This window comes from Streptomyces sp. NPDC049813 (genome assembly GCF_044465085.1).
In the GTDB taxonomy this organism is placed as follows: Bacteria; Actinomycetota; Actinomycetes; order Streptomycetales; family Streptomycetaceae; genus Streptomyces.
Window position 1 is genome coordinate 81813 of record NZ_JBITLI010000023.1, and the last position, 12621, is coordinate 94433.

At 71.4% G+C, this 12621-nt stretch carries 8 protein-coding genes, 1 tRNA gene and 1 pseudogene; 1 reads left to right on the forward strand and 9 read right to left on the reverse strand.

What is annotated here, in order from left to right:
- Positions 1-63: 63 nt before the first annotated feature.
- The 9 genes and pseudogenes from rpmE to ACIBW6_RS33380 all read right to left on the reverse strand — a co-directional run.
- Positions 64-285 carry a 50S ribosomal protein L31 gene (gene rpmE / locus ACIBW6_RS33340; RefSeq protein WP_363195940.1) on the reverse strand — a complete coding sequence of 74 codons (222 nt, stop codon included), beginning with the start codon at positions 283-285 and terminating at the stop codon, positions 64-66.
- Between the two features lie 170 nt (positions 286-455).
- On the reverse strand, positions 456-1556 hold the full coding sequence (locus ACIBW6_RS33345; RefSeq protein WP_399066374.1) for an LCP family protein: 1101 nt from the start codon (positions 1554-1556) through the stop codon (positions 456-458).
- Positions 1557-1887: 331 nt separating this feature from the next.
- The gene (rho, locus tag ACIBW6_RS33350; protein ID WP_399066377.1) at positions 1888-3954 is read right to left on the reverse strand and encodes a transcription termination factor Rho; all 2067 of its coding nucleotides are present in this window, start codon (positions 3952-3954) and stop codon (positions 1888-1890) included.
- A gap of 403 nt (positions 3955-4357) precedes the next feature.
- Positions 4358-5284 (reverse strand): homoserine kinase, encoded by a 927-nt coding sequence (thrB, locus tag ACIBW6_RS33355; RefSeq protein WP_399066379.1) that lies wholly within the window; start codon positions 5282-5284, stop codon positions 4358-4360.
- 372 nt (positions 5285-5656) lie between these two features.
- The gene (gene thrC / locus ACIBW6_RS33360; protein ID WP_399066401.1) at positions 5657-6724 is read right to left on the reverse strand and encodes a threonine synthase; all 1068 of its coding nucleotides are present in this window, start codon (positions 6722-6724) and stop codon (positions 5657-5659) included.
- Between the two features lie 14 nt (positions 6725-6738).
- On the reverse strand, positions 6739-8079 hold the full coding sequence (locus ACIBW6_RS33365) for a homoserine dehydrogenase (RefSeq protein ID WP_399066381.1): 1341 nt from the start codon (positions 8077-8079) through the stop codon (positions 6739-6741).
- Positions 8080-8212: 133 nt separating this feature from the next.
- Positions 8213-9604 (reverse strand): diaminopimelate decarboxylase, encoded by a 1392-nt coding sequence (gene lysA, locus ACIBW6_RS33370; RefSeq protein ID WP_399066383.1) that lies wholly within the window; start codon positions 9602-9604, stop codon positions 8213-8215.
- Between the two features lie 27 nt (positions 9605-9631).
- On the reverse strand, positions 9632-10852 hold the full coding sequence (gene nrtL, locus ACIBW6_RS33375) for an ArgS-related anticodon-binding protein NrtL (RefSeq protein ID WP_399066385.1): 1221 nt from the start codon (positions 10850-10852) through the stop codon (positions 9632-9634).
- Between the two features lie 259 nt (positions 10853-11111).
- Positions 11112-11657 (reverse strand): annotated as a pseudogene (locus ACIBW6_RS33380) (response regulator); the annotation flags it as partial.
- A 155-nt stretch (positions 11658-11812) separates the two neighbouring features.
- On the opposite strand from ACIBW6_RS33380, the gene ACIBW6_RS33385 reads away from it, so the two are divergent.
- A tRNA-Arg gene (locus ACIBW6_RS33385) sits at positions 11813-11884 on the forward strand.
- Positions 11885-12621: the final 737 nt, after the last annotated feature.

A 12621-nucleotide genomic window follows, 5' to 3' on the forward strand; every position in this document is an offset into this window, starting at 1 on the left:
CCGCAAAGCGCCGGTCCCGGTGCCCCTGCGATCGGGGCACCGGAGACCGGCGCTGGAGCCTCGCTACTTGTTGGCAGCGGCAGCCTTGCCGAAGCGGGCCTCGAAGCGGGCCACACGGCCACCGGTGTCGAGGATCTTCTGCTTGCCCGTGTAGAACGGGTGGCACTCGGAGCAGACCTCGGCACGGATGGTGCCGGAGTCGATGGTGCTCCGCGTGGTGAACGAGGCGCCACAGGTGCAGCTGACCTGGGTCTCGGTGTACTCGGGGTGGATGTCGCGCTTCAAGGGTGTCTCCTAGGTTCGGGAGGGCGCCGGGTCGCAGACGCGGATTTGCGGGAGCGTGAACCGGAGCCGACGGACCAGTCTGCCAGGACTGCTCGCATCTCCCAAAACCGGGGTGCGTACGGATCTATTCCCGGAGCCCGGCGGGGGCGCCCGCCGGACCCGCCCGCGAACTACTTCACGACGCCGTCCGCCGTGCCGGTGGCGGTGCCCCTGCCCGCCGACCCGGGGACGGCCCGGTCGGCCTTGAGGGCCTTCCAGACCTGCGCGGACTTGGCGTGGTCGACGAGGACCCGGTTGGCGTCGGCGGGGTCGTACTGCACCGGCAGCGTCACCATGTTCATGTCGTTCGATCCGAGGCCCTTGAGCCCGTTCGCGAACGAGCTGAGGTCCTTGACCGAGGCCAGCTCGGAGTCGGTGGTCACGGACTTGGTGGCGGTGTCCGCGAGGTCGTACAGCTTCTTGGGGCTGCTGAAGACGCCGACGTGCTTGATCTGGTCCATCAGCGCCTTCATGAACGCCTGCTGGAGCTGGATGCGGCCCAGGTCGCTGCCGTCGCCGACGCCGTGCCGGGTCCGGACGAGGCCGAGGGCCTGCTCGCCGGTGAGCTGGTGGGTGCCGGCGGAGAGCTCCAGGTGGCTGTCCGGGTCGTCGATGGCCTTGCTGGTGGTGACCTCGACGCCGCCGAGGTCGTCGATCAGCTCCTGGAAGCCGCTGAAGTCGACCTCGACGTAGTGGTCCATGCGGATGCCGCTCATCGACTCGACCGTCTTGACCGCGCAGGCCGCGCCGCCGGTGGAGTAGGCGCTGTTGAACATCACGTCGTCCTGCGCCGGGTGGTCGGTGCCGTCCTTGTCGGTGCAGGACGGCCGCGCGATGAGGGTGTCGCGCGGGATGGAGACGATGCTCGCCTTCTTGTGGCCCTTGTAGATGTGGACGACCATCGCGGTGTCCGAGCGGGCGCTGCCGTCGTCGGTGCCGCCCCCCGCCTTCTGGTTGCTGCCGGCGCGGCTGTCGGAGCCGAGCACGAGGATGTCCTGCGAGCCGTTGTCGACGTCGTCGGGCCGGTCCGCGCCGAGCGCCTGGTTGATGTCGACGCTCTTGATGTTGCCGTTCAGCTGGAAGTACACGTACCCGCAGCCGGTGCCGCCGAGGACGACGAGGCCCGCCGCGCTCCACGCCACGATCCGCAGCGCCTTGCCCCGCCCGGGGCGCGGCTTGCGGCGGCGGCCCTTGGCGCGGCGACGCCCGGGCTTGCTGTCACTGTCGGGCATGTGCTCCTCGCTCCGATCTGCCGTCGTCCGCTGCGCTCATCACTCGGTGTGATGGCGGACCGCCATGAAGGGTTGCACAGCGTTCTGTGTCCGCAGCGGCGCACGACGGCCACGGAGCGTGCCGGGCCTCGGCCGGATCACCGCGCTCACCTGCGGTTTTTCCGTCCGCGGCCGCATGCTTGTCGGAGGCCGCGAATGCTTATGCCTGTGGTGAAGGTCTCCGCGCGCCCGCGCGGGCGACGGTCACGCAAAAGGGCTGGGCCCCACCGCGACGGCGGTGGGACCCAGCCCTTCTTGTCCTGTTCCGGAAACTTGTCCGGTTCCGGAAGCGTCAGTCGTTGCCGTTGCCCGGCGCCGGCGTCGTCTTCTGGATCTGGAGCAAGAACTCCGCGTTGGACTTCGTCTGCTTCATCTTGTCGAGCAGCAGCTCGATCGCCTGCTGCTGGTCGAGCGCGTGCAGCACGCGACGCAGCTTCCAGGTGATCGCGAGCTCGTCGCTGCCGAGCAGGATCTCTTCCTTACGGGTACCGGACGCGTCGACGTCCACCGCGGGGAAGATGCGCTTGTCGGCGAGCTTGCGGTCGAGCTTCAGCTCGGCGTTGCCGGTGCCCTTGAACTCCTCGAAGATGACCTCGTCCATGCGGGACCCGGTGTCCACCAGCGCGGTGGCGAGGATGGTCAGCGAACCGCCGTCCTCGATGTTGCGGGCCGCACCGAAGAAGCGCTTCGGCGGGTACAGGGCGGTCGAGTCGACACCACCGGAGAGGATGCGCCCGGAGGCCGGGGCCGCCAGGTTGTACGCACGGCCCAGACGGGTGATCGAGTCGAGCAGCACGACGACGTCGTGGCCCAGCTCGACCAGGCGCTTGGCCCGCTCGATGGCGAGCTCGGCGACCGTGGTGTGGTCCTCGGCCGGGCGGTCGAAGGTCGAGGAGATGACCTCGCCCTTGACCGACCGCTGCATGTCGGTGACCTCTTCCGGACGCTCGTCGACCAGGACGACCATCAGGTGGCACTCGGGGTTGTTGTGCGTGATCGCGTTGGCGATGGCCTGCATGATCATGGTCTTGCCGGTCTTCGGCGGGGCCACGATCAGACCGCGCTGGCCCTTGCCGATGGGGGCGACGAGGTCGATGATGCGGGTCGTCAGCACGCCCGGGTCGGTCTCCAGGCGGAGCCGGTCCTGCGGGTACAGCGGGGTGAGCTTGTTGAACTCGGGGCGCCCGCGGCCGGACTCGGCCGCCATGCCGTTCGCCGAGTCGAGCCGCACCAGCGCGTTGAACTTCTCGCGGCGCTCGCCGTCCTTGGGCTGGCGGACCGCACCGGTGACGTGGTCGCCCTTGCGCAGGCCGTTCTTGCGGACCTGGGCCAGGGAGACGTAGACGTCGTTGGGGCCCGGGAGGTAGCCCGAGGTACGGATGAAGGCGTAGTTGTCGAGGATGTCCAGGATGCCCGCGACGGGGATCAGGACGTCGTCCTCGGAGACCTGCGGCTCGTTGCCGAAGCCCTGCTCGTCGCGGCCGCGACGGCCCCGGCGGTCCCGGTAGCGGCCCCGGCGCCCGCGGCGGCCGCCGCCGTCGTCGTCGTAGCCGTCGTCCTGCGGGCCGTTGCCCCGGTCGCGGTCCTGCCGGCCGCCGCCCTGCTGCTGCCGGCCGCCGCCCTGGTCCTTGTTGCCCTGGCCGCCCTGGCCGCCCTGGTCGTCGCCCTTGCCCCGGCGGTCACGGTCGCGGCCGCCGCGGTCGCCCCGCTCGCCACGGTCCCGGCGGTCGCGGCGCTCACGCCGGCCGTCGTTGCCGTTGTCCTGGCCGCCGTCGCCCTTGTGCTCGGCGGCGTCCTGCTTGTCCTGCTTGGGCTCGGTCTTCACGTTCGACGCCTCGGCCGTGACGGCCTCGGGGCTGCCGGCCTCCGAGGTGGCGCGGCGGCGACGACGCTCGCCCGCGGGCTGCTCGTCCCCCGCGCCCTGGCCGGGGATGTCGATCTGCTGCTGGGCGGCGGTCTTCTTCGCCTTGGCCGCGGCGCTGTCGCCGCCGTCGGCCTTCTCCGCCTTGCTCTCCGCCTTGGCCTGCGCGGCGTCGGCCGCGGGCTCCTCGCCGGTACGGGCCTTCGAGGTGGCCCGGCGCTTCGGCTTCGTCTCGGCGGCGTCGGCGCTCTTCGCGGGGGCACCGCCACCCGCCTGCGCCTCCTTGATGACCTCGATCAGCTGGCTCTTGCGCATGCGCGCGGTGCCCCTGATGCCGAGGCCCGATGCGACCTGCTGCAGCTCGGCCAGCACCATGCCGTCAAGGCCGGTACCGCGGCGCCGCCGGGCAGGCGCAGCGGAGGCATCCCCTGCGGACGCGGCGGGCGCGGCAGCGGAGCTGTCGGCAGTCACGCCCATCAGATCGGTGGTGTCGCTCACGAAGGGTCCTTCCCTGGAGCGGGCGTCGGCCTGTCTGGCTCGGCGACCGGTCGTGCTGTCCGGCGGTGGTCCTGCCTGTACGGACCGTGCCGGGGCGGTTGTCCGCCGATGAGGCGGAAGAATTCATTGGTGACGGCGCTTCGCGATTCCGCGGGTGCACTGGATATCCGTGTCACGCGGCTCGGTCACGCCGGTTCCGGAGCATGCTCGCCGGCCTTCAGCACCGCGTCCTGGCAGAGAAGGACGCCGTACGGAAATGCTGGGGAGGCTCCCGGAAGAAGGGTTGTCCCTGACGGGGACACACAGCACCTCGCCATGGTGAGGTCGGGTGCAGACTTGAGGTTAACACTACCGGATCCAACAAACATTCCCCCTCTCTTCATCCGGCAACCGTTCTTCGCGATCAATCAGGGCTCGAGCCGAGCGGCAGCAGGCTCGCCCCGCCGGCGTCGAGGGCCAGCCGGTTTGCCGCCCAGCCCTCCCCGGCGAGCCGGGCGACCTTGTCGGCCGCTCCGTCCTCCACCAGGGCGATGACCGTCGGGCCCGCCCCGGAGATCATCGCGGGCACGCCGTCGGCCCGCAGCCGCTCCACCAGGGCGGCGCTCTCCGGCATGGCCGGGGCGCGGTAGTCCTGGTGCAGACGGTCCTCGGTGGCCGGCAGCAGCAGCTCGGGGCGCCGGGTGAGGGCCTCGACGAGCAGGGCCGCCCGGCCCGCGTTGGCGGCGGCGTCCACGTGCGGGACGGTGCGCGGCAGCAGGCCGCGCGCCATCTCGGTGAGGACCGGTTTGCCGGGGACGAAGACCACGGGGACGACCGCGGGCGAGGCGTCCAGGCGGATCGCGCGGCCCGCGCCGGACTCCGTCCAGGCGATGGTGAAGCCGCCGAGCAGGCACGGCGCCACGTTGTCGGGGTGGCCCTCGATCTCGGTGGCGAGTTCGAGCAGGGCCGCGTCGTCGAGCCGGGCGTCGCCGCCTATCGTCACGGCGCGGGCGGCGACGACCGCCGCGACGATGGCGGCGGAGGAGGAGCCGAGGCCGCGGCCGTGCGGGATGCGGTTCGCGCAGACGATCTCCAGGCCGCGCGGCTGCCCGCCGAGCAGGTCGAAGGCGGTGCGCAGGGACCGTACGAGCAGGTGCGACTCGTCGCGCGGCAGGGTCTCGGAGCCCTCGCCCGCGATGTCGATGTTCAGCCCGGAGTCGGCGACCCTGACGACGACGTCGTCATACAGACCCAGCGACAGGCCGAGGCTGTCGAAGCCGGGGCCGAGATTGGCGCTGGTTGCGGGGACGCGCACCCTGACGGCGGCGGCGCGGAACGCGGGACCGGCCATCGCTCGATGACTCTCCTTGAGCTGCGGGACGTTTCGGGAACTTCGAAGACTGCGGGACTGACGAGATCTGCGAGAGGGACGACGGTCGAGGTGTTCGAGAACTTCCGAGACTTCCGAGACTTCCGATGTTCTGTGCTGTGTACGTCGCACCCGGGCCGCGAACGACGGGACCACGGCGGCGACGCGCCGGAAAACGACGGAACGGCGACAGCACCGCGGCATATGCGGCGGGCGGGTTCGGTACAGCCTATCGAAGGAAGGTTCTGTGGCGACATAGGGCGCACAAGAGGCGCACGATGCGTGTCGTAAGCCCCCTGTGCACCCCCGCCGCCGACGCGCCCGGTCGACGGGCGGCCGGCGTCGCGGACGCGGTCAGGCGAGACCGAGGCGGGAGGCCGCCGCGGCCGAGTCGACCGGCACGGTGACCGGCTGCGGGGCCCCGGAGACGGCCCAGTCGGGGTCCTTCAGGCCGTTGCCCGTGACGGTGCAGACGATCTTCTGGCCGGGGTCGACCTTGCCCTGCTCGGCGGCCTTCAGCAGGCCGGCGACGGACGCGGCCGACGCGGGCTCGACGAAGACACCCTCCTGGGACGCCAACAGCTTGTAGGCGCGCAGGATCTCACGGTCCGTCACCTCGTCGATGAAGCCGCCGGACTCGTCGCGCGCGGCGAGCGCGAAGTCCCACGAGGCCGGGTTCCCGATGCGGATCGCAGTCGCGATCGTCGAGGGGTCCTTGACGATCTCGCCGCGCACGATCGGCGCGGAACCGGAAGCCTGGAAACCCCACATACGAGGGGTACGCGACGCGACCGTGTCCCCGGCGGCACCGGCGTACTCCTTGTAGCCCTTCCAGTAGGCCGTGATGTTGCCCGCGTTGCCGACCGGCAGGACGTGGATGTCGGGCGCGTCGCCGAGCGCGTCCACGATCTCGAACGAGGCCGTCTTCTGGCCCTCGATGCGGAACGGGTTGACCGAGTTGACCAGCGCCACCGGGTAGTTCTCCGACAGGCTCCTGGCCAGGTTGAGGCAGTCGTCGAAGTTCCCGTCGACCTGGAGGATCTTCGAGCCGTAGACCAGCGCCTGGCCCATCTTGCCGAGCGCGATCTTGCCGCGCGGCACGAGCACCGCGCAGACCATGCCGGCGCGCACGGCGTAGGCCGCCGCGGAGGCGGAGGTGTTGCCGGTGGAGGCACAGATGACGGCCTGCGCGCCCTCCTCCTTGGCCTTGGTGATGGCCATGGTCATGCCGCGGTCCTTGAAGGAACCGGTCGGGTTGGCGCCCTCCACCTTCAGGTGGACCTCGCAGCCCGTGCGCTCGGAGAGCACCTGCGCCGGCACGAGCGGCGTGCCGCCCTCGCGCAGCGACACGACCGGCGTGGTGCCGGTCACCGGGAGCCGGTCCCGGTACTCCTCGATGATGCCGCGCCACTGGTGGGTCATTCCGGTCATCGCTGCTACTCCCCTTCAACACGCATGATGCTGGCGACACCGCGCACGGTGTCGAGCTGACGCAGCGCGTCCACGGTCCCGGTGAGGGCCGCGTCCGCCGCGCGATGGGTGACGACGACGAGGCTGGCCTCGCCGCCCGCCCGTCCACCGCCCTGCTCGACGGCGGCGTCGTCGCCGCCGCTCTTGCGCACCGACTGCCGCACGGTGTCGATGGAGACACCGTGCTCGGCGAAGACCGTCGCCACCTGGGCGAGGACACCGGGCTTGTCGGCCACGTCGAGGCTGATGTGGTACCGCGTCACGGAGTCGCCCATGGGTGAGACGGGCAGTTGCGTGTACGCGGAGTCGCCGGGTCCCGTCGCGCCGTTGAGGCGGTTGCGGCAGACGGCGACGAGGTCGCCGAGAACGGCGGACGCGGTCGGCGAGCCGCCGGCACCGGGTCCGTAGAACATCAACTGCCCGGCCGCCTCCGCCTCGACGAACACGGCGTTGTAGGCGCCGCGCACGGAGGCGAGAGGGTGGTCGAGCGGAATCATGGCGGGATGCACGCGGGCGGTGACGGAACCCCCGTCGGCGGCCCGCTCGCAGATGGCGAGCAGCTTGATGGTGCACCCCATCTCCTTCGCGGAAGCGAAGTCGGCGGCGGTCACCTCGGTCATGCCCTCGCGGTAGACGTCGTCGAGACGCACGCGCGTGTGGAAAGCGATACCGGCGAGGATGGCGGCCTTGGCGGCGGCGTCGAACCCCTCGACGTCGGCGGTCGGGTCGGCCTCGGCGTACCCCAGCGCGGTGGCCTCGTCGAGGGCTTCCTGGTACCCGGCGCCCGTGGTGTCCATGGCGTCGAGGATGAAGTTGGTCGTCCCGTTCACGATGCCGAGGACGCGGTTGACCTTGTCCCCGGCGAGCGACTCGCGCAGCGGGCGGATCAGCGGGATGGCGCCGGCGACGGCGGCTTCGTAGTACAGGTCCCGGCCGTGCTCGGCGGCGGCCGCGTGCAGGGCGGCGCCGTCCTGGGCGAGCAGCGCCTTGTTGGCCGAGACGACGGAGGCACCGTGCTCGAAGGCGGTGGTGATGAGGGTCCGCGCGGGCTCGATCCCTCCGATTACTTCGAGCACCACGTCGATGTCGCCCCGTTTCACGAGGGCGGTGGCGTCCGTGGTCACGAGGGCCGGGTCGATGCCCGCGCGCACCTTCGAGGGGCGGCGCACGGCGACTCCGGCGAGCTCCACGGGGGCGCCGATGCGGGCGGCGAGGTCGGCGGCGTGCGTCGTCATGATGCGCGCCACCTCTGAGCCGACTACCCCGCAGCCCAGCAGCGCCACCTTCAGCGGACGCGTACGCATCATCCGACCTCGTTTCCTCTACTACTTCTGCAGCCGCTTGCTCGTGCGGTTCTCTACGGTTGTCTACGGTGCGTCCAGTCTCACCCACCGGACCGGGGTTTCTGCCCCCGGTCCGGATGATGAGACAGATATTTCATCATCCGACGTCGAGTCGCAGGAGATCTTCCTCCGTCTCACGCCGGACGATCACCCGCGCCGCACCGTCGCGCACGGCGACCACCGGCGGGCGCAGCGCGTGGTTGTAGTTGCTGGCCATGGAGCGGCAGTACGCGCCGGTGGCCGGGACGGCGATCAGGTCGCCGGGCGCGACGTCGGCCGGCAGGAACGCGTCCTTCACGACGATGTCGCCGCTCTCGCAGTGCTTGCCGACGACGCGGACCAGCATCGGCTCCGCGTCCGAGCGGCGGGAGACGAGGGCGACCGTGTACTCGGCGTCGTACAGCGCGGTCCTGATGTTGTCCGACATGCCGCCGTCCACGGAGACGTACGTGCGCAGCCCGTCGAGCGGCTTGACCGTGCCGACCGTGTAGAGCGTGAAGGCGGTCGGGCCGACGATGGCGCGCCCCGGCTCGACGGAGATCCGCGGCGTCGCCAGCGAGGCCGCCTCGCACTCGCGCCGGACGATCTCGTCGAGCGCCTTGGCGATCTCCTGCGGCTCGCGGGGGTCGTCGTCGCTGGTGTACGCGATGCCGAGGCCGCCGCCGAGGTCGATCTCCGGCAGCTCCACGCCGTGCTCGTCGCGCACCTCGGCGAGCAGGCCGACGACGCGCCGCGCGGCCACCTCGAAACCGGCCATGTCGAAGATCTGCGACCCGATGTGCGAGTGGATCCCGATGAGCTCGAGACCGTCCAGCTTCAGGGCCCGCCGCACGGCCTCCGCGGCCTGCCCGCCGGCCAGCGCGATGCCGAACTTCTGGTCCTCGTGCGCCGTCGCGATGAACTCGTGGGTGTGCGCCTCCACGCCCACGGTCACCCGGATCTGCACGCGCTGGCGCTTGCCGAGCCGGTCGGCGGTGTGCGCGACGCGGACGATCTCCTGGAAGGAGTCGAGGACGATGCGCCCGACACCGGCCTCGACGGCGCGCTCGATCTCCTCCTCGGTCTTGTTGTTGCCGTGGAAGGCGATGCGCTCGGCCGGCATCCCCGCGGAGAGCGCGGTGGCCAGCTCGCCGCCGGAGCAGACGTCGAGGTTGAGCCCCTCCTCGTGCAGCCACCGCACGACGGCACGGGAGAGGAAGGCCTTGCCCGCGTAGAAGACGTCGGCGTCCGGCCCGAAGGCGTCCCGCCAGGCGGCGCAGCGGGCGCGGAAGTCGGTCTCGTCGAGGAAGTAGGCCGGGGTGCCGAACTCCTCGGCGAGCCGGGCCACCTCGATCCCCCCGACCCGGACGCCGCCGTCGGCGGTACGCGCCACGGTCTGCGCCCACACCTTCGGGTCGAGGGCGTTCAGGTCGGCGGGCGGGGCGGTGTAGTGCCCGTCGGGCAGCACGTCGGCGTGGCGGGGGCCTGCGGGGTGTGCGGAACGGCTCATGACTGCGGGGCGCTCTCTTCGTCTTCTCTACAGGTGTGCGGGGGCGTCGATACCGAGCAGGGACAGGCCGCCGGCCAGCACCGTCCCGGTGGCTTCGGCGAGCGCGAGCCGGGCGCGGTGGGCGGCCGAGGGTTTCTCCTCGCCCTGGGGCAGCACGGTGGCGTCGAGGCGCGCGAGGAAGAGCCCGGCGACCTCGACGAGGTGCCGGGCGAGCCGGTCGGGGCCACGGTGGTGCGCGGCGCGGCGCAGGACCCGGGGGTGATCGGCGAGGACGGCCAGCAGCTCCTCCTGCCCGCTGACGCCACCGGGCTCGGCGGCGAACCCCAGGTCCGCGGCGTTCCGGCGCAGGGCGTGCGTGCGGGCGTGGGCGTACTGGACGCGGAAGAGGGGGTTGCTGTCGCGCTGGACGAGGGCTCCGCCCAGGTGGGGTGGGTCGTGGGGGGCGGGGTGGAGGAGGGCCCAGCGGGCGGCGTCGCGCCCTAGGGCGAGGGGGAGGGTGGGGGTGGGGGTGGGCGGGCCGAGGGTGTCCGGGGACGTGGTCGGCGCGGGGGTGGGGCGGATGAGGGTGCCTGGGACGGGGGTGCCAGGGGCCTGGGTGCCCTGGGCGGGGGCGTCTGGGGCGGGGGCGTCTGAGGCGGGGTTGGTGACGGTGTCGACCTCGACGCCGAGGACCTGGGTCCACTCGGGGAGGGGCGGGGCGTCGCAGCTCGTCCGCACGAGGGCGCCCTGGGAACGCAGGATGCGGGCGGCGGCGTCCATGACGACGAGGGCCCGGAGCTCTTGGGGGGCGTGGAGGTGTACGGGGGGGTGCTGGGGGCGGGCCGGGTGACCGGCGTGGGCGGGGTGATCGTGATCGCCGGGGGCGGCGGGCCGGTAGGGGGTGCCGGGCTCGTCGGCGAACCCGTAACGGAGGCCGCTCCGCAGGATGCGCGCGACGAGCGCGGGGGCGGCGGAGTCCCGCAGCCGGAGATTGAGAAACCCGGGCCCGGTGACACTGACGCCGGCGATCCCGTCGCTCTCTCCCAGATAGCCCTTGAGGACCTCGGCGACCTGCCGCGGGGGCCGCCCGGCGGACCGGGACAGCTGCAACGCGACGTTCGTGGCGTAATCCCCGTACCCACCGGGCCGAGGCCGCTCGACGACGATACGCCCGGCCCCCGGCTCCGCGGCGGCGGCATCAAGCTCACCCGCGTCGACCGCGCGGCGCACGGCGCACAGGACGGTGTGGGAGAGCTCTGCGGGGGTCACGGGGACAAGCGTAGGGGAGGAGGGGGGTGGGTAGGCGACTCGATTTGGCGGATGGTCCGGCATGCGGACGTAAGGGGTGTCCGCTGCGGGCGGCGGCGGACGGAACCGGGCTGGACCACGACGCGCGCATACGCGACGCGAACGGTCAGGTGTTGTCCGCGACGCTGCTGATGTGCTGGGACTCATCGGTGACCCGAGCGGACCCACCGGTGTCGGGGCGGGACGCGCGCGGGGCATCGGCCTCGCTGTCACCCGCACCTGCACCCGCCCTCGCACCCGCAGGGCCACCCTCGACCTGATCCGAACCAGCCGCCGAGACAGAAGCCACGGCGGAACCGGACCCCACGGACGGCGCTGACGGCGCGGCCGCCTCCACGGCTCGCCCCTGAGCACACAACTGCCGCACGACACCGACGAGTTCACTCGGCTCGAAGGGCTTGGAGAGGAAGGCGTCGACGTCGGCCTCGAGCCCGCTCTCCACCTCAGGCTGGGAGCAGGCGCTGACGAGGACGATGGGCAGGCCCTTGGTCCGGGTGTCCTCACGCAGATGCGCGGCGGTCCGCATGCCGTCGAGACGCGGCATGACCACGTCCAGGGTGACGACATCGGGCTGCACCTGATGCACCACGTCCAGGCATTCGGCACCATCGGCCGCGGTCACGACCTCGAAGCCCTCAAGCTCGAGATTGACCCTGATCAATTGCCGGATGACCTTGTTGTCGTCCACAACGAGGACCCGGCCGGAAGCGCCTGGCACACCTCGAGAGTAGGTCGGCCCCCACCACCGCGTCCGGGTTTTCCCCACTTCCACCCCGTACAGGGGAACCAGGCCGCCCCACCCCCCTGCCCGGGGTCCCCGCACCCCTCCCCCACTCCGCTCCCCGCCCGCAAATACCTGTTCATGAGGACCCCGGATGAGCTGGTAGGGTTCTACCCGTCGCCGCACACCAAGCGGCGGACGCCCCCGTAGCTCAGGGGATAGAGCAACGGCCTCCGGAGCCGTGTGCGCAGGTTCGAATCCTGCCGGGGGCACCTTGAATTGGGTGCCTAAAGACCCCGTCATCAGCGGAGACGCTGACGTCGGGGTCTTCTTGCGTTTGCGGGCATGTGCAGCCGTAGGCCGCCCTGAGCGGCCCTGTGGTGACCTCCGGCGTCCGGCCACTCCTCAGGAGGGCGGGGAGAGTCAGGCTCGTTCAGCCGTTCCGCCTGCCGTGCGTTCTCCCCTCACAGGCTCGTCAACCACGGCCACAGGTCCGGGAGGGTCTGCTCGGGACAGGCCAGACGATGTTCGATCGTCGCCACCCGTTCCTGTGGCAGACCGCAGTACGGACACACCAGCCACCATGCACCGCCCAGCCTGCGCGTCGACTTCTTTGAAGCCCCCATACAGCGAGGGGCAGCACTCAGGCCGTCGTTGCGTAGATGGCGAACCGGACGGGGCCCCTGAGGCGCCCGTGCATCAGCGAAACGGAAATCGACGCGGCAGGTGCATCCAACAACCAGCGACTTAGAAGCTGCGGCCAGTACACGACGAAGTCCCTCAACCCGTAAAGGCTTGGGACTGTTCGCCAAGGTGAGCGAGACCGCCACACTGACCGGCCGTCAGGCTTGGCGGCCCGCACTGGTGTGGGCTCTCGCTCCTGGCGAGCGGTCCCCTGGGGCCCCCTTCGCGCACTAGGTGTTCTGTCCTGGGAGGTTGTGGACGGTGAGGCAGGTCTCGGCTGAGGGATCTTGAAACAGGTGAGGGCCTTCCGGTTCGGTGTGGATTG